Annotated in this window: 20 protein-coding genes and 2 riboswitches; of the genes, 16 read left to right on the top strand and 4 right to left on the bottom strand. The window is 36.9% G+C overall.

Annotated elements, in window-relative coordinates; genetic code table 11:
• Nucleotides 1-105: 105 nt before the first annotated feature.
• Nucleotides 106-480: a hypothetical protein gene (locus FEU33_RS06235; protein ID WP_146548547.1), complete on the top strand. Its 375-nt coding sequence runs from the start codon at nt 106-108 to the stop codon at nt 478-480.
• 95 nt (nt 481-575) lie between these two features.
• Nucleotides 576-1,085, top strand: coding sequence for a DNA-deoxyinosine glycosylase (locus tag FEU33_RS06240; RefSeq protein ID WP_146548548.1), 510 nt, complete (start codon nt 576-578; stop codon nt 1,083-1,085).
• A gap of 59 nt (nt 1,086-1,144) precedes the next feature.
• On the opposite strand, the gene FEU33_RS06245 is transcribed toward FEU33_RS06240, so the two are convergent.
• A complete protein-coding gene (locus FEU33_RS06245) occupies nt 1,145-1,615 on the bottom strand; it encodes a GNAT family N-acetyltransferase (protein ID WP_146548549.1) in 471 nt (156 codons plus the stop codon).
• Nucleotides 1,612-2,973 (bottom strand): MATE family efflux transporter, encoded by a 1,362-nt coding sequence (locus FEU33_RS06250; RefSeq protein ID WP_146548550.1) that lies wholly within the window; start codon nt 2,971-2,973, stop codon nt 1,612-1,614. The genes FEU33_RS06245 and FEU33_RS06250 overlap by 4 nt, the downstream gene beginning before the upstream one ends.
• A 74-nt stretch (nt 2,974-3,047) precedes the next feature.
• On the opposite strand from FEU33_RS06250, the gene FEU33_RS06255 reads away from it, so the two are divergent.
• The 6 genes from FEU33_RS06255 (at nt 3,048) to FEU33_RS06280 (ending at nt 9,053) form a co-directional block, all read left to right on the top strand.
• Entirely contained in the window at nt 3,048-3,812 is a 765-nt protein-coding gene (locus FEU33_RS06255; RefSeq protein WP_146548551.1) for a MerR family transcriptional regulator, read from the top strand.
• A 211-nt stretch (nt 3,813-4,023) separates the two neighbouring features.
• Nucleotides 4,024-4,881, top strand: a complete 858-nt coding sequence (locus tag FEU33_RS06260; protein WP_146548552.1) for a MurR/RpiR family transcriptional regulator — start codon at nt 4,024-4,026, stop codon at nt 4,879-4,881.
• Complete coding sequence (locus tag FEU33_RS06265) at nt 4,878-6,017, top strand: M20 peptidase aminoacylase family protein (protein WP_146548553.1); 1,140 nt, start codon at nt 4,878-4,880, stop codon at nt 6,015-6,017. Before FEU33_RS06260 ends, FEU33_RS06265 begins: the two co-directional genes overlap by 4 nt.
• Entirely contained in the window at nt 6,017-6,838 is an 822-nt protein-coding gene (locus tag FEU33_RS06270; RefSeq protein WP_146548554.1) for a GNAT family N-acetyltransferase, read from the top strand. Before FEU33_RS06265 ends, FEU33_RS06270 begins: the two co-directional genes overlap by 1 nt.
• A 14-nt stretch (nt 6,839-6,852) precedes the next feature.
• Nucleotides 6,853-7,983: an o-succinylbenzoate synthase gene (gene menC, locus FEU33_RS06275; RefSeq protein WP_146548555.1), complete on the top strand. Its 1,131-nt coding sequence runs from the start codon at nt 6,853-6,855 to the stop codon at nt 7,981-7,983.
• Nucleotides 7,980-9,053 (top strand): YkvI family membrane protein, encoded by a 1,074-nt coding sequence (locus FEU33_RS06280; RefSeq protein WP_146548556.1) that lies wholly within the window; start codon nt 7,980-7,982, stop codon nt 9,051-9,053. Before menC ends, FEU33_RS06280 begins: the two co-directional genes overlap by 4 nt.
• A 16-nt stretch (nt 9,054-9,069) precedes the next feature.
• Here FEU33_RS06280 and FEU33_RS18720 read toward each other — a convergent pair whose 3' ends face one another.
• Nucleotides 9,070-9,243, bottom strand: a complete 174-nt coding sequence (locus tag FEU33_RS18720; protein ID WP_186731334.1) for a hypothetical protein — start codon at nt 9,241-9,243, stop codon at nt 9,070-9,072.
• A gap of 254 nt (nt 9,244-9,497) precedes the next feature.
• A riboswitch (TPP riboswitch) is annotated at nt 9,498-9,606 on the top strand.
• A gap of 77 nt (nt 9,607-9,683) precedes the next feature.
• A riboswitch (TPP riboswitch) is annotated at nt 9,684-9,783 on the top strand.
• A 130-nt stretch (nt 9,784-9,913) separates the two neighbouring features.
• On the opposite strand from FEU33_RS18720, the gene FEU33_RS06285 reads away from it, so the two are divergent.
• The 6 genes from FEU33_RS06285 (at nt 9,914) to FEU33_RS06310 (ending at nt 15,663) form a co-directional block, all read left to right on the top strand.
• A complete protein-coding gene (locus FEU33_RS06285) occupies nt 9,914-10,543 on the top strand; it encodes a thiamine phosphate synthase (RefSeq protein ID WP_244950980.1) in 630 nt (209 codons plus the stop codon).
• Nucleotides 10,530-11,603 carry a glycine oxidase ThiO gene (thiO, locus tag FEU33_RS06290; protein WP_146548557.1) on the top strand — a complete coding sequence of 358 codons (1,074 nt, stop codon included), beginning with the start codon at nt 10,530-10,532 and terminating at the stop codon, nt 11,601-11,603. Before FEU33_RS06285 ends, thiO begins: the two co-directional genes overlap by 14 nt.
• Entirely contained in the window at nt 11,593-11,787 is a 195-nt protein-coding gene (gene thiS, locus FEU33_RS06295; RefSeq protein WP_146548558.1) for a sulfur carrier protein ThiS, read from the top strand. Before thiO ends, thiS begins: the two co-directional genes overlap by 11 nt.
• 1 nt (nt 11,788) lies before the next feature.
• Nucleotides 11,789-12,559, top strand: a complete 771-nt coding sequence (locus FEU33_RS06300) for a thiazole synthase (protein WP_146548559.1) — start codon at nt 11,789-11,791, stop codon at nt 12,557-12,559.
• Nucleotides 12,552-13,568 (top strand): thiazole biosynthesis adenylyltransferase ThiF, encoded by a 1,017-nt coding sequence (locus tag FEU33_RS06305; RefSeq protein WP_146548560.1) that lies wholly within the window; start codon nt 12,552-12,554, stop codon nt 13,566-13,568. The genes FEU33_RS06300 and FEU33_RS06305 overlap by 8 nt, the downstream gene beginning before the upstream one ends.
• A gap of 520 nt (nt 13,569-14,088) precedes the next feature.
• The gene (locus tag FEU33_RS06310) at nt 14,089-15,663 is read left to right on the top strand and encodes a long-chain-fatty-acid--CoA ligase (protein WP_146548561.1); all 1,575 of its coding nucleotides are present in this window, start codon (nt 14,089-14,091) and stop codon (nt 15,661-15,663) included.
• A 77-nt stretch (nt 15,664-15,740) separates the two neighbouring features.
• Here FEU33_RS06310 and FEU33_RS06315 read toward each other — a convergent pair whose 3' ends face one another.
• A complete protein-coding gene (locus FEU33_RS06315) occupies nt 15,741-16,274 on the bottom strand; it encodes a GNAT family N-acetyltransferase (protein ID WP_146549917.1) in 534 nt (177 codons plus the stop codon).
• A gap of 155 nt (nt 16,275-16,429) precedes the next feature.
• Here FEU33_RS06315 and FEU33_RS06320 point away from each other — a divergent pair, with 155 nt between their 5' ends.
• Together FEU33_RS06320 and FEU33_RS06325 are read left to right on the top strand one after the other, a co-directional pair.
• Entirely contained in the window at nt 16,430-16,936 is a 507-nt protein-coding gene (locus FEU33_RS06320) for an RNA polymerase sigma factor (protein WP_146548562.1), read from the top strand.
• A 3-nt stretch (nt 16,937-16,939) separates the two neighbouring features.
• The gene (locus FEU33_RS06325) at nt 16,940-17,944 is read left to right on the top strand and encodes a hypothetical protein (protein ID WP_146548563.1); all 1,005 of its coding nucleotides are present in this window, start codon (nt 16,940-16,942) and stop codon (nt 17,942-17,944) included.
• The last annotated feature ends 45 nt before the right edge of the window (nt 17,945-17,989 follow it).

A 17,989-nucleotide genomic window follows, 5' to 3' on the forward strand; every position in this document is an offset into this window, starting at 1 on the left:
ATCGTTTTAATCATAGATGCATAGTTCTTCTAAAATGTGATCCGTCAACGACTGTGCTATTATAGATATGAAAAGGTATATGTTGTAAGAAAGGTCGTAATAGTAATGGATTCATCAAATGTATCATTAGTTGTACAACAAGGAGAAAATATTCTTGCAAGCATGAAAGATTTAAAGAATGCAGCAAAGAAAAAGGGAAAAGCCCGCTTTGATTTGTACGAGAGATTTTCAGCAAATATACATTCATATTATGTTTATACTTTAACAGATTCTAAAATAGAAGAATCTCCTGAAGTTATTGCTTTTCTTGAAAAACTAGATCAATTTCAAGAGTATTATAAAAATGTCGGGATAGATTTTGATTGTACAGTTGATATAAGAAATGCAGCAATCGCTTATGATAATGTGCTTTCTGCATTTAATGAAATGGTGACGGCACTTGGTCTTCCTGATCGAAAAATAAATGCAAAAAAATTTTAAATGATTTTTCCTATCCACATACTTGCTATGTGGATTTTCTTTCATCTACAAACATACTCGATACGGCAAAAAGTAAAGGAGATGTGTGATTCGACATGCGTGATGCCATACAAAATATCTTATCCCCAGTTATCGATGAGTCTACATATGTATTAATTGTCGGTTCCATGCCAAGTAGACTTTCTCTTGAAAAACAACAGTATTATGGTAATCCGCGTAATCATTTTTGGGGGATTCTGAGTGAAATTTTACAAGTTGAGATGCCAGATAATTATCAGAAACGAATAGAATTATTAAAGGCACACCATATAGGGCTTTGGGATACGATCCGATCATGTGAGAGAAAAGGAAGCTCAGATGCTAGTATTCGAAATGTCATACCCAATAACTTTACAGAATTACTAAAAGCCTATCCTAATATTCGTGTAATCCTATTTAATGGAGGAAAGGCCTTTTCTATTTTTAAGAAATATATGGGTTTAGAGCTTCTACTGCCAATCGATTATGCCAAAATGCCATCAACGAGTCCAATGCCGGGGAAGAATATCAAATCGTTTGAAGGAAAAGTGGAGGAATGGCGGATCATGGAGAAATATTTGCGTTAAAGTATTTTAAAATTGCTGCTCTATAGATGATAAAGTAAAGCTTCCATCAGTGTGGGGGCTTATTGCCCGTTAACACGGGATAAATCTTGAGATAATCGAATCATATCTCTACATTGTATACCATTTTCAAAAATTTCTTCCTCGTAGCGTCTAATGAAAAAATCTATATCCACACCAGTTATCCGAAAACCACATTTTTGATAAAGTGCTAATGGTCCTATACTTGAATTGCCTGTTCCAACTTCGATCGTTTTGTATCCCGTTGACTTGGCTGTTTGGATGGCATTCATGATCAATTGTTTTCCGATTCCTTGATTTTGCATAGTTTCAATAACTGCAATATTGACTAATTCTACAGTTTCAGGTCTTGTTGGGAGCAATACATACACTCCAACGATTTGATGGTTCATGTCTGCTACAAAACAATCACCTCTTTGAATATATTCTTCAATAAGAGACTCTGAAGGATCTGCTAGCAACAGTAATTCTATTGGGGGCATTTCGTTTTTCTCTAATTTTCGAATTTTCATATTTTCTCCTCAAAACGATTATTTTTTTCGTTTACTACATGTAAGATGTGAAGGCGTTTAAGGAAGTACATGGATACGATGAACGCTATCAATGTACCAATTGTATTGGCGATCCAAAAGCTATTGAGATCAAATATCGGCAAAAGCAGAGCAGCCATAGCCACTCTTAAGATTAAATCTGACATATTCGAGATTAAAAATGATTTCATTTTCGCATAGCCACGCAATAAGCTTTCATTGATATTTTTCCAGCCATAGAATAACATCATCACACAGCTATATTTTAAAAAGGTCACACCGAATGCAATGGCTGCTGGATATTGTTTTTCATCTATAAAAATAGATACCATTGGCTTTGCAAGAAAGAAATCGAGAGCAACAATGGCGAGAACATAAAAAGAAACAAACTTCATACAAAAGCGATAGGCCTCTTGAATTCTCTCCGGTTTCTTTGCACCAATATTGACAGAAGCAAATACGGTAAGCGTTTGGCAAAATCCAACCGTGATCATCATCAAAAGCATGATCAATTTATTGGCAGCAATATAGCCACTGATGATTTGACTTCCAAAAGGATTAATCAGCGCCTGTAAAATCAGCATAGAACCTGTGATGACTCCCTGTTGGATCATTAGGGGATATGAGATCGTGAGTAATTTAAAAACTTCAGATTTTGGAAAAATAAATTTTTCTTTCGCAAAGGGCAAAGCTTTGAGGCGCTTTCTTAAAATCATGACTGTCACAAGCATGCCGAATAGTTGAGCTAATATCGTGGCGATCGCTACACCTTTGACCCCCATTTGTAATTCTAGTATAAAGAACAAAGTTAAAAAAACATTCAATATGGAAGTAAAGAGTACAACGAGAGAAGGTATTTTTGTGTCTCCCATAGCGATCAAAATGGCTCTTGAAATATCATAGAGGAAGATAAAAATAAATCCTATACTGTAAAAAGTCAGATAATCACTTGTTAAGCCATGTAGATCCGTTGGAATATTAATCAAATAAAAAAACGGTTTTTGCAAAAGAATGAGGATACTGCTTAAAATAATGGCAGTCACACTTGCAAATAGGAGAATGCCCAATGAGCTCCTGAAGATAGTTTGATATTGCTTTTCACCTATAAATCGTGCGATTAAAACTTCACATCCCATCTCAAGTCCACCAGAGATAATAAGAAAAACCCCAATAATACTTGCTGCATTGCCAACAGCCGCAAGCTCATCGACTCCTAAAAACTTCCCTACCAGGATCGTATCCACCACAAGATATAGCTGTTGGATCACGAAACTAAAAATAATCGGTATGGCGAATGTGATTAAACTTTTTTTGATCGGTGCCTCTGAAAGATCTAGCATATTGTATTCTCCTCATCAATTCATTATAATCACACCATAAAGTATCCAGTTAGTGGATAGTCAAGGGGAGAATTATGAAAAAAGATAAATATTCAACAGGGCAATTTGCTCAATTATGTCATGTCAATAAAAAAACATTGTTTTATTATGATCAGATCGATTTGTTCAAACCTGCCATTTTAGATGAAAACGGATATCGTTATTACACAATTGATCAATTGGATGATTTTAGTAGGATTAAAGCATTGCAATCAGTTGGGCTATCACTAACAGAAATCAAAGAACAATTATACAGCGATACACTTATAGAGGGAATGCAAACACTCTATTCACAAAGGCGTGCAGTAAAAAATAAAATAAAGCAGCTAAAACAATTAGAAAACCTATTGGATCAAAAATTGTCAGAATTGGAGCATTATATTCAAACGGGTGTTAACAAAGTATTTTTTGCAGAATATATAGATGAATATTTACTAGTGGACCAACAAACTGCACAGGACGGTTTTATGATGAATTACATGACAGAAGGACATCATGCTGGAGTCATGCTCCAATATGATCGTACCTCCAAAAAGCTGATCAATATCAGCAAATTTCAAGGGGTAAGAGAAGAAGATCCCTATAATTTCGTGAAAGAAAAAGGAAAATATGTAGGTATTTATTTTGAAGCGGAAGACGGCCATGTAATGGAAGGGGCACAGCAAGCTTATCAACAAATCTTAGCGGGCAACTATGCAATGGAAGACAACATTTTTTTACAGGATATAGCTGTAGATTTTATCAACTTTGCTAATCATTTACCCTTCAGATTAACGGTAAGACTAGCCGAAGAAAAATAACAAAGAATAAGCAATGGCTCACCAACCCTTTAACCAATTAACACCCATCCTCATTTTTCCATATCATGACACTTGATTTAATAAAATAAATTTTCTGAAAAATGATTGAATTTAAAAAATAAAAGTGCTATTGTTATATATATTAAAATGAAGTGAAAACTTCATTAATGATAAAAAATAAAGTTTCAACTTCATTTTGGAGGTAAAAAGCATGTATCAACAATTGATACAGGAGCATTTTCAGCAACTATCGAAAGGGCAAAAAAAGGTAGCTAATTATATTTTGGCGACTCCTCATGATGTAGCTTTAAAGTCTGCACAAGAAATTGGTCAGTCTGTTGGAGTAAGTGAAACAACCGTTATTCGTTTTTGCTATGCCATCGAATTATCAGGATATAGTGAATTGCAATCGATCATTCGAAGTTCGTTTATGCATGGCAAAAGTTCACTAGGCACTTATCTAGCATCAAAAAACAACATTGAGGAGGATGGTAGCTTTCATGAAACTGTTATGAAAAAGGATGCATTAAAAATTCAAAAAGTTTCTGAACAGCTAAACAAAGAAGATTTCCAGCATAGCTGCCAACACTTGCATAACGCCCCCAAAATATATGTACTTGGTTTACGATCTTCCTTTGCGGCTGCTCAATGGCTGGGTTTTACGTTAAATCTACTTCGATCAGATATTTATATGATCGAACCACAATCGCAAGATATTATTCAATTATTGAATCATATGCAAAAAGGAGAGGTATTGGTTGTTTTATCATTTCATCGTTACTATAAAGAAACGATTGAGTTGACACGTATGATAAAGAAAAAAGGGGTTATCATTATTGGGGTCTCTGATACAATCACGGCACCACTTTATCGATATTCTGATTATTATTTTCCTCTTGGAACTGCTGAAACATCGACAATCGATATGATGCCTGTAGTCATTTCATTTTTGAACACGTTGGTGTCAGGTATGACTAGACAGGAACCAAAACAATATGAGATGTATAAAGCACAATACGATAGTGTTGATAGCAGTTTTTTATTTTTAGATGGAGATGATTTTAAGTGAAACAATTAGTAGAAGAGATCACACCAAAATTAAAAGAGGTCTTTACATATTTGCATAATCATCCTGAAATAAGCTGGAAAGAAAATAACACAACATTATATGTGCAGCGGTTGCTGCAATCATATGGTTTTGAACCACATTTAGTAGAGGGTTCAACAGGATTATATGTTGAAATCGGGAACGGAAAACCTGTCATTGGTCTTCGAACGGATATGGATGCGCTCTGGCAAGAAGTCGATGGTATGTTTCAAGCCAATCATTCATGTGGACATGATGGACATATGACAATGGCAATCGGCACTTTATTGTTGTTACAAAAGTTGCACCATCCCGAAAACGGCACTATTCGTGTATTATTCCAGCCAGCAGAAGAAAAAGGGCAGGGAGCGCTATATTTTATCGAACAAGGCTTAGTAGACGATATCGATTATTTATTTGGCGTCCATGTCAGACCTATTCAAGAATTACAGGATGGTACATTTAGTCCTGCTATCTATCACGGCGCTGCTAGATTAATAACCGGTACTATAATAGGCAAAGAAGCTCATGGTGCACGTCCACATCTTGGAAAAAACGCAATTGAAATAGGAGCTTCATTCGTAAATGCATTAGAAAGTATCCATGTCGATCCGATGATTCCTTCATCGATCAAGCTCACAAAATTCCATGCTGGCAGTTCAGCGAATATCATCCCAGGAAAAGCAGAATTCTGTATCGACGCTCGTTCTCAGAAGAATGAAGGCATAAATGTGTTGATGAATGATTTTGAAAATGCTGTGGCAGGTGTTGAAAAGCAATATGGTATTCAAATAGAGTATAAGATCGACGCTAATATTGCTGCTGCTGAGGTGGATGAGGAAGCGATGCAGTTGATGCGTAAAGCTATTGTGGATACAGTAGGAGAGGAAAATACAAGACCTCCTGTCGTAACACCAGGTGGAGAGGATTTCCATTTTTATACGTTAAAACGTCCGAATATAAAAGCGACGATGCTTGGATTAGGCTGTGGTCTTCATCCTGGTTTGCACCATCCTCAAATGACATTTAATCGACAAGCATTGATCACGGGTGTTGAAATATTAACGCGAACAGTATTGAATGCAGTAGCATATGCAAAAGAAAGAAGTGATTCATAATGATTACGTATAAAGTGTTAAAAACAAATGAGGACATGAAAATGGTTCAACAATTGGAACACGAGGTTTGGGGAACATCGCCTATTCCAACCCATCAAACTTTGACTGCTGCAAAGCATGGAGGAACAGTGATTGGGGCATTTGATGGCGAGAAGATAGTGGGTTTTAGCTATGGGTTTGCAGGATTTGAAAATGGACAAGTCTCTCTATGCTCACATATGCTGGGGATTTTACCGGAATACAGAGAATTAGGGATTGGCGCAGAATTAAAACAACAACAAAAAAAATTAGCGATTGAAATCGGTTATGAAAAAATGACATGGACATACGATCCATTGCAAACACGTAACGCCTATTTGAATCTGAGCAAATTACATGGGGTATGCGACACATATATTGAAGATTGCTATGGTAAAATGGACGATGGTTTAAATGGCGGTTTGCCATCAGATCGTTTCCAAATAGATTGGTGGCTGACAAGCGATTATGTCAATCAATTTGAAAAAAGAGTAGAGGATGCACCCACTTTGATAGCGACATGGTCTTACAATGCTCAACATTTGCCGTATTGTGAAGATGAGAACTTCAAGAAAATGACGGAATGGAAAGAAACGGCTTATCTAGTACCAGTACCAGCAGATATTACGGAATTAAAAGAGCAAGATTTAGATTTAGCTATTGATTGGCGTATGAAAACACGTGCAATCTTTCAAACATTATTCCAAAATGGCTATACTGCGATTGAATTGGTAAAATCATCCGGTGAACCTGTCTATCATTATCTCGTTGTTCAAAAAAATACAGTGAATATTCCACAATAGAAAGGATTTTACAAGTGAAAATTCAAAATATCAAAATTCGTCAACTAAAAATGAAGATGAAAGCACCCTTTACCACAAGTTTTGGCACATTTGTTAATAAAGAGTTCCTTTTATTAGAAGTAACAGATGAACTAGGAAATATAGGCTGGGGAGAATCCGTTGCTTTTGATGCTCCTTGGTATAGTGAAGAAACTTATAAAACGAACTGGATTATACTAGAAGACTTTCTCATTCCACTAATCAAAGGGAAAGAAATTGGACATCCAGATGAAATAAATGAATTATTTGCACCTATCCGTAAAAATAATATGGCAAAATCGACCCTTGAAGGTGCTGTATGGGATTTATATGCAAAACGAACAAATCAAACGTTAGCCTCTGCACTTGGAGGAGATAAAAAACAGATTGAAGTCGGTATCAGCATAGGAATCCAAAAATCCGTCGATGAATTACTGGCTTTAATAGATGGTTATGTAAAAGAGGGATATAAACGCATCAAGGTAAAGATCAAACCAGGTTGGGACGTTGATGTGATCCGTGCAATTCGCGAGCGTTTCCCAGATGTCCCGCTCATGGCTGATGCTAATTCTGCCTATCGGTTGAAAGATATTGAATTATTAAAGCAACTGGATGAATTTCATTTAATGATGATTGAACAACCGCTTGCTTCAGATGATATCATCGATCATGCAACATTACAAAAACAGCTCAAAACACCTATTTGTTTAGATGAGAGTATCCATTCCTTAGAAGATGCACGGAAGGCAGTGGAACTTGGAAGCTGCGGCATTATTAATATTAAGATTGGGCGTGTTGGTGGTTTAACTGAAGCGAAAAAGATCCATGATTACTGTCAGTCAAAAGGAATCCCAGTGTGGTGTGGCGGCATGCTAGAGTCAGGTATCGGGCGAGCTCACAATGTGGCAATTACGACGCTTTCCAACTTTATATTGCCAGGGGATACTGCAGGGTCTGAACATTATTGGGATCGTGATATTATCAATCCAGAAGTAATCGTGAAGGACGGATATATCACAGTACCGGATCAACCAGGTATTGGCTATGAACCAAACCTTGAACGTATCGATCAATTGACGGTGAATAAAAAGGAATATAACTTAGCAGATGAAGAGGCGGTTCGATGAAGAAAAGTATCCAAATGGCAGGGGCATTCATCGGCGTCATTGTTGGCGCAGGCTTTGCTTCTGGTCAAGAAATCTTGCAATTTTTCACTAGCTTTGGCTGGTGGGGAGTTGCAGGAACAGCTCTTGCAACCGCACTATTTGCATTTCTAGGCATGAATTTAACAACATTAGGGAGTCGCTTGCATGCGACTTCTCATAAAGAAGTTGTCTATCAAATTTGTGGTAAATATATTGGAGCTGTTGTAGATTTTGTCATTACATTTTTCTTATTTGGTGTTGCAGTCGTTATGCTAGCAGGTGCAGGTTCCATTTTTGAAAGTCAGTTTGGTCTTCCAGCCGTGTATGGTAGTTTGTTTATGCTAATCATTACAGTATTAACGCTCATGTTTAATGTTCATAAAATTATTAGTGCGATTAGTGCGATTACACCTTTTCTTTTATTATTAGTAGTGATTATTGCGATATATTCTCTTTTTACCACAGATTTAAGTGCTGCTGACATGGATATGTTAGCGAAAAAACAAACTTCTGGTGCTGCCAATTGGTTCTTAGGAGGATTGCTATATGTATCTTATAATATTGCAGCAGGAGCATCAATGCTAGCCGTTATGGGAGGAGTAGAAAAAAGTGAAAAAATAGCAAAACATGGCGGGATTTTAGGTGGAGTCGGATTAGGTATTCTTATTTTGCTTATAAATGTCGCAATTTTCACAAAAATAGATCAAATTGGTGGGGCAGATATGCCAATGCTTCTTTTAGCGACTAAAATGTCACCTGCTATTGGTGTCATTATGGCCATTGCTTTACTTGGTATGATTTATAATACAGCTGTGGGGATGCTCTATGCATTTACTGCTCGAATCGTACCGTTAGAAAGCAAGCATTTTAAATGGATTGTGTGGGTAATTGGTTTAGCTGGATTCGCCTTAAGTTTTGTCGGCTTTATCCAACTTGTTAGTGCTGTTTACCCAGCAATGGGTTATTTAGGATTTGTGTTGATCATTTCAATCATTATTGCATGGATTAAAAATGTTAAATACTCAAAAGAAAAGATACTCATCCCAAAATAGTTTGCTAGTGATTATTCTAAAAACTATTTTTATCATATGCTTTTACAAGGGTGTTGATCATCCAGTTTTCTCCACAAAATATAGTGTATTCGCTGATTTCCGCTATGGCTTGCTCGCTTTCCTGCGGGCGCGGCTTGAGCCTCCTCGCTTCGCTGCGGGATCTCAACTGTTCGCTTTTCCCGCGGGACATTGAATGGACTTCCTGAATCCACACCGCACAAAGGAAATGTGCATACATTTTCGAGGACTCGAGCAAGCCACAGCGAAGATCTACATGAATGGAGTTAAAATACATGTTTTTTAGAATCATGCTAAATTTATTACTTATTTTTCCCTAATCAACACAACTGATACTATTATTCAATCTTCAACATCTATTAAATTTCAAGTAGGCTATTGAACGATTAAATCGGTAGTGCTATACTTTGACTTGTAATTTCATACAATAATTGCTAGGAGAGCTGGTGTTGCCAGCTGAGAGTAGAGCCGTAAGCTCATGATCCTTTTACCTGATCTAGATTATGCTAGCGTAGGGAAGCATTAGGATATCGCATATACACGTCCTTGTTTCCTGAACTTAGGAAGCAAGGACGTTTTTTATCTTCTATTCTATGAACAACTAAATATTGGATTGACCACTAGGGGTGCATGTATATGCTGAGAGAGAAAAACTCAACTCTTATGACCTGATCTAGATAATACTAGCGAAGGGAAGTGGCGCTACTTTTGTTATATCGTACAAAATTTTAGCCACTTCTTCGAGCTTGAGAGGTGGCTTTTTGTATGGGATTGCAACGAAAGGAAGTGAATAAATCGTTATTTTTATTTCAACGTCGGGTGATTCGATATGGAAGAATGGGATGATGAAAGAATTGGATAAAAAAATAGAGTTGCATATCATAACGGATGGTGAGCGTTCCTTAGAGGAAGTGATTCATTTTGCACCAAAATTAGAACCATATTTAAGCTATTTGCATATACGAGAGCCCAATCGTACAGCATCTGAGCTATATGATTGTATTCAAAACATACAACAACAAGGTTTTCCGTTAGAGAAGCTGGTTGTGAATGACCGTATTGATGTTGCGCTTGCTACAGGTATCAGTCATGTGCAACTCGGTTACCGCAGTATTCCCGTCGCTATTATTAGTGATAAATTTCCAGCTCTTCATATTGGTGCATCCATTCACTCCCTTGAAGAGGCCTCTGATACAAAAGCCGACTGGTTACTTTACGGGCATATTTTTGATACGACGAGTAAAAAAGGAAAACCTTGTCGTGGTACAAAATTATTGCAGCAGCTAACAAAGAAGGTTTTAAAGCCTGTGATCGCTATTGGTGGAATCACTCCACAAAATACGAAGGAAGTTTGTGCGGCAGGGGCTTCTGGAATCGCCATTATGTCGGGGATATGGCAGGCTATTGATCCAGTTGAGAAAGTAAAAGAATATGCATATAAACTCGAGGAGTGGGAAGATGAAAAGTTATGACAGTATCATTATTGGTGGCGGTGTCATCGGTAGTACAATCGCACATTGTCTTGCAGAGCAGGGGTTACATGTAGCCATTCTTGAAAAAAACGAGATTGCTTCTGGTGCTTCTCACGCAGCCGCAGGGCTTCTAGGCGTTCAAGCTGAATGGGACGAATATGATCCTTTATATGATATGGCTAGAAAAAGCAGAGCCTTATTCCCAAAAGTTGCTGAAAAAATCCGTGAAAAAACGGGAATTGATATTGGCTATGAAGCGAAGGGAATCTATCGGATTGCACATACGGAAGAAGAATGGCAAAGAATTAAAGAAATTCGTACTTGGCAAATAGCAGCGGGAGAGGAAGCCGTATTACTTTCCTCAGAAGAAGTAAGAAAGGTCGAGCCAAATGTTTCTTCAGAAATAGTAGGTGCAGTCTATTATCCAACAGACGGACATGTTTTAGCTCCAGCATTGACAAAAGGACAAGCACTTGCGGCCGCAGCTAGCAGTGCCGAAATCTTCGAATATACAACTGTCCTACAAATTGTTGTAAAGGATGAAAAAGTGACCGGTGTCCAAACAACAGAAGGCTTTTTCCCTTGCAAACAGGTTTGTATCACAACAGGGGCATGGAGTACGCCATTTCTAAAACAATTTAATAAAAATTATGGTACGTATCCAGTAAAAGGTGAAGTGATTTCCTTAAAAAGTAATCGTCCTTTACTAAAGGCTCCGCTATTTTTGAAACGATTTTACATCGCTCCAAAACGTTATGGCAAATATGTAATAGGCGCGACGATGGAGCCTCATTCTTTTCAAGAACAGGTGAAGGCATCTAGTGTAGCAGATATTTTACAACGCGCTTTTTCAATCCTTCCTGCTTTACAGGATGCGACTTGGGATCGTACTTGGGCAGGTTTACGACCAGAGTCGAATGAGGGGCGACCATATATGGAAGCACATCCTACGATTCAGGGACTATTTGTATCCACGGGGCATTATCGAAATGGCATTTTGTTGAGTCCATTTGTTGGTGAATACATGGCAAATAAAATGGTGGGGAATTATGTTTATTAATGGGACTACGATAGAAATACCGGAAACTGTAGGAACGATTCAGGAATTACTTATCTATTTAAAACTCCAAGATAAAATGGTGATTGTGGAACAAAATGGAGTTATTTTACAAAAAGAAGATTATTCACAGGTTGTAAAGTCAACCGATACAATCGAAATTGTGACATTTGTAGGAGGCGGTTAATATGTATCAAATTGGACCATATACATTTACATCTAGATTATTACTTGGAACAGGAAAGTTTTCAGATTTTGATATTCAAAGTCGTGCGATAGAAGTTTCAGAGGCTGAAATTTTAACATTTGCTGTACGTCGTATGAATATTTTTGAACCATCACAACCCAATTTGCTAGATAAGCTTGATCTATCAAACTATCGTTTACTTCCGAATACAGCGGGAGCTAAAACAGCTGAGGAAGCTGTACGCATTGCAAAACTCGCTAGGGCATCTGGTCTTTGTGATATGATCAAGGTTGAAGTAATTGGCTGTGATGATACGTTATTGCCAGATCCATTTGAAACGTATCGCGCATGTGAAATCCTTCTTTCGGAAGGATTTATTGTACTTCCGTATATTTCAGACGACGTAGTACTTGCTCACAAATTACAAGAACTTGGCGTGCATGCCATCATGCCTGGTGCTTCTCCTATTGGCTCAGGTCAAGGAATTTTGAATCCATACAATTTACAAATCATCATTGAACAAGCAACAGTACCTGTTATTGTAGATGCAGGAATCGGTACTCCTTCTGATGCAGCACTTGCCCTTGAGTTGGGAGCTGATGCTGTATTGCTCAATTCAGCCGTATCGGGTGCGAAAAATCCTGTCCAAATGGCAGAAGCGATGAAATTGGCAATCCGTGCAGGTAGGCTTGGTTTTGAAGCAGGTATGATTGAGAAAAAAACACGAGCACAAGCAAGCAGTCCAACACAAGGAATGAGCGTTATTGACTAGTCGCTATTCAAGACAAGAATTGTTTTCGCCAATTGGATATGAAGGACAGCAAAAAATTTGTCAAAAGCATGTACTGATTGTTGGAGCAGGAGCATTGGGAAGTGGAAATGCCGAGATGCTTGCTCGTGCAGGTGTTGGGAAGATATCGATTGTGGATCGTGATTATGTGGATTGGTCGAATTTACAGCGTCAGCAATTATATTGTGAGGAAGACGTGCGTGAGCATTTGCCAAAGGCTGTTGCGGCGAAGCGAAGATTAGAAGCGATCAATCAGGAAGTAAAAGTCGAAGCATTTGTGCAGGATCTAACACCATCAGGACTTTCAGCATTTCAACATGTAGATTTGATCATTGATGCCACTGATAATTTTGAAACACGCTTTTTACTGAATGATTTCGCCGTAAAGCATAACATCCCATGGATCTATGGAGCATGTGTGGGGAGCTATGGGATTACCTATACGATTTTGCCTCACCAAAAACCATGTTTGAACTGTTTGATGAAGACACTGCCTTTGGGAGGAGCAACATGTGATACATCGGGTATTATTGCACCAACTGTCGCACAAGTGGTATCTTATCAGGTGACAGAAGCATTAAAAATATTGGTAGAAGATTGGGACGCTCTTCGAAATGAATTAGTATCATTTGATTCATGGAAAAATGAGTTCAGTAAAATCAATGTGAATTTATTGAAACAGGATACATGTCAAACCTGTGGAGCAAACCCGACGTATCCCTATTTATCCAACTATTCGCTTTCAAAGGTAGCGGTCCTCTGCGGTCGCAATACGGTCCAAATTCGTCCAGCAAAGTATCAAGCTATTGACGTGAAACAATATGAGAAATATCTTGCTCCACATGTTCAAAATATTCATTGTAATCCGTATTTACTTCATTGCCAAATTGATCAATATAAACTTGTTCTCTTTGCGGATGGGCGTGTATTGATTCATGGTACAAATGATGTAGCGGAAGCGAAGAATATTTATTATCGATATTTTGCTTAAAAAACTATAATTTTCCGTTTTTTAGAGTTTTCAAAGAGGGGTTTGAGTTGCTCCTCTTTTTATGTATATTTTTATAATATAACAGGCGTGTTGATTAGGCAGAAATTAGGGAATATTTTTGATATAATTCTTAAAAAAACATGTATTTTTCGTTCCATTTATGTAGATCTTCGCTGCGGCTTGCTCGAGTCCTCGAAAATGCATGCGCATTTCCTTCGTGCGGTGTGGATTCAGGAAGTCCATTCAATGTCCCGCGGGAAAAGCGAGACAGTTGAGACCCTGCACGAGCGTAGCGAAGCAAGCCGTAGCGGAAATCAACGAATTCTCCCTATCTTCATGGAGAAAATTGGATAATCAACACGCCTGATAATATAATCTTGTTTCAATTGAATGTTTAGGTATTAATCATTGGTGAAAAATAAAATATTCTCTTTTAATCTATTTATATCTTTTAAATGACAAAAATAACTGGATATTGTAAAATGTATTTAATTCCATTTTACAAAGGGGTGTATAAGGGATGAATGTACCATTAGTATTAACCGATTTTTTAGACAGAGCAGTGGAATTATACGGGGATAAGGAAGCACTTTTTGATGAAAAGAGAGCGTTTACATACGCTCATATAAATAAACGTGTCAATCAGTTATCTCGTGGGCTACAATCCTTTGGGGTGAAAAAAGGGGATAAAGTAGCCTATTTAGCTTCCAATACAGTTGAGATGTATGAAGGTTTTTATGGTATTTATCAATTAGGTGCCATTATGGTGCCGTTAAATATTCGTTTAAAACCTGACGATTATTTATTTATATTAAATCATAGTGAATCTAAGATTTTACTTGTTGATCAAGATTTTTATCACTTGATTGTTCCGATTAAAGAAAAACTGGAAACGGTTCAACAAATTATTGTTCACTATAAAGATGAAGAAACTTCAGAACTAGGTTATGACGAATGGCTTGCTGTATTTGATGATGGTAAGTTTAATCGTGTAGAATTGGATGAAAATGATGTAGCCAGTTTACTTTATACAAGTGGTACAACAGGTGATCCAAAAGGTGTTATGTTAACACATCGAAACAACTATCTGCATGCACTTTCATCGATGCATCATTTACGGGTAACAGATGAAGATACACTTTTACATGTTTTACCGATGTTTCATGTAAACGGTTGGGGGTCGCCATTTTATTATACAGCAAATGGTTCATCTCAAGTCTTCTTACGAAAGGCAACACCAGAGGCAATTTTTCATGCGATGGCAAAGCACAATGTTTCAGTTGTTCATATGGCGCCAACGGTATTGAATTCGCTGATTCAATATTATGAAGAACATCATCCTACGTTATCAGATAAACTTCGCGTGGTCATCGCAGGATCTGCGCCTCCAGTTGCATTTGTTGAAAAGGTAGAAAAAGAGATTGGTTGGGAGTTTATACAAGTTTATGGTATGACAGAATCATCCCCACTAAGTACCGTCTCTCGTATTCTTCCACAATATAAAGATTTAACTGATCAAGAAAAATATCAACTAAAAGCAAAGGCTGGCACACCCATGATTGGAACAAAAGTGAAAGTGGTAGATGAATTTGGCGATGAAGTGCCACATGATGGGGCGACGGTTGGAGAAGTTATTGTGCGAGGTAATGGGGTGATGAAAGGGTATTGGAAAAATGAACAAGCGACTATCAACACCATAAAAGACGGTTGGTTGCACACAGGGGATGTAGGGCATATTGATGACAAAGGATACGTAGCCATAACGGATCGAAAGAAAGATATTATTATAAGCGGTGGGGAAAATATCTCCTCTATTGAAGTAGAAGGGGTACTTTATGATCATCCTGATATTCTTGAAGCAGCTGTCATTGCTATCCCACACGAAAAATGGGGAGAAACACCTCATGCCTACGTTGTATTGCGCGAAAATGCAACATTAACAGAGCAAGATATCATCGATTTTTCTCGCTCCAAGCTGGCTCATTTTAAAGCCATTACAGGTGTTACATTTATAAAAGAATTACCAAAAACAGCATCTGGAAAAATTCAAAAAGTGCATTTAAGAAAGAATTATGTGGAAAGTACAGGTGCTTAATATCTTCCAAAAGTCCAATGATGATCTTGTCATTGGACTTTTGGCGTGGCAAAAATAACACAGAATTTCAAGAACAACTATGAATAAATACGCCGCCATTCATCTTCTAAAATGCCCATTTCGATTAAATTCCAATAATTATCTCCGTTTTTTCGTGCATCTCTTAGCATCCCTTCCTTCACGAATCCCACCTTTTCATAACAATGAATAGCTGGAGTATTAAAATCAAATACGCCCAATGTCACTTTATGTAATTTTAGTTCTTCGAAGGCAATGGCTAGAACAGCTTTAACCATTTCAGTCCCGATTCCTTTTCCTCGAACTTCTGTAGAGCCAACTAATACTTTTCCAATCCTTGCCGATTGGTTGACTCTGTCGATCTTGCCCAAAGAAATATGTCCGATCACTTGGTTGGATTCTTGATCGATGGCTTTGTAAATGTATGTGTCAGAATCCATTCTATTTGCGTTTTTTAGATAATTTTCTAATTGCTGAATGGTTAATGGATACCGGAATGTAGGACCTGACCATTGTAATGTAAAATCTGCTGATGGAATCCAATTGATCAACTGTTCCATGTCTGATTGTTCAAAATACTTTAGCTCAATCATTTGCATCCTTCTTTCCTCTTAATAGAGTATTATAATAATAAAAATTCTAAAAAATAAATGATATAGAAAATTGTAGTATGTATTAGGATGGATTCAAGGATTAGTTGATTCTTTTTCTACTTTCGTTCGTCTATAGCTGTGAAAGGAGGATTTTCATGCGATATAAACTGTTCGAACAATTATATGAACAACATAGCGATACCATTTATCAATACATATTTTTTCTCGTTAACAATAAAGAATTGGCGGAAGATTTAACACAAGAAGTATTTTTTCGAGCATACAAACGACTTGATACATTTGCAGGTCAGTCCACCCTTTATACTTGGCTCAGAAAAATTGCAAGAAATTTAGTTTATGATCATTATCGTAGAAAAAGAATGATCCAATTTGTCCCATTCGTATCGAATGATGTGTGGCAAGATGATCAATTATTACCGAACGAAATCTTTGAAAAAGGGGAGGAACTCATTACCCTTTATAAAGCGATCACTCATTTAAAATTAGCATACAGAGAAGTGCTGATATTAAGAAAAATAGAAGGACTATCGATCAAGGAAACGGCCATGGTACTAGGTTGCACAGAAGCAAAAGTAAAAAATAATACGACACGTGCTATTCAATCATTAAAGAAAATAATGAAGGAAAAGGAGGATGAGTAAGCGATGAAGAAGGAATTAGATGCACTATTCCATGAGCTTTCATTGATCAAGCGTGATTCAAAACAAAAGAAAGAAAGTTTGCAATTACTTTTAAACAGAATAGAAGAAGATAAAAATTCTTTAAGAAGGACGAAACTATGGCGGCCAATGATTACAGTAGTCATGTTTGGTTTCGTGTGTTGTTTATTCTTTTTGATTTCACAATCTCCTACAACTACAGTTCAATTGAGTAGAGGGGAAGATATGATTTCTAGCCTTCAAGGAAATCATCGCTATATACAAACGATAAATGTTTCTAGCTCGCATTCATTAAATTATTTTCCTAGAGATGATGCAAATTTTTATTTTGGTATGGAAAAAAAAGTAGATCCATTTCAAGGTGTGAATACAGAGTTGAAGGATTTACTATTAACTGCTAAACCAATACAGAAACAGAACATACAACCACTTTTCACGATAATTAGAGATGTACAAGTAAATTACACTGATCACAAAAGTCATTTGAAAGGAACATTATTTTTAAAAATAATATTTATAGATACAAACAAGAAGCTACTCTATATAAAAGATATGAAAAATGATAAATGGTATAAAATTGAAGGTGCTGCTACAGAGAAATTACAAACGATTAAAGCCGCCTCTAGTTTTCCAAATTCTCTATTTGGTTTATTGAATTTTTATGCACCTATTTTCCTTATTTCTTTTCTAGTAGGGCTTATTATCAAAGATAAATTTCCGATTATTAAAAGGACACCTAAATACGTAGATAAAAAGCATCAATGGATAGACCGTAGCATAGTTGGAGGAGGCATAGTCATTTTAACGGGGTCCATCTATTACTTGGGGGTTATTCATGTCTTATTTGTTTTTCTCATACCAATCATTATTCTGATATATCGTTTTTATAGGGAGTTCAATTTTAGAGCTGAAAATAAGAGACAATATTTGATCATCAATGAATTCATTGTTTTTGTTTTATTTATGATCGGATATTTCATGGGTGTGTAATATATAGTGAAATAATTAAAAAATACCGTCAATATCTAACATTGC

This window comes from Rummeliibacillus suwonensis, from assembly GCF_007896435.1.
Lineage (GTDB): Bacteria > Bacillota > Bacilli > Bacillales_A > Planococcaceae > Rummeliibacillus > Rummeliibacillus suwonensis.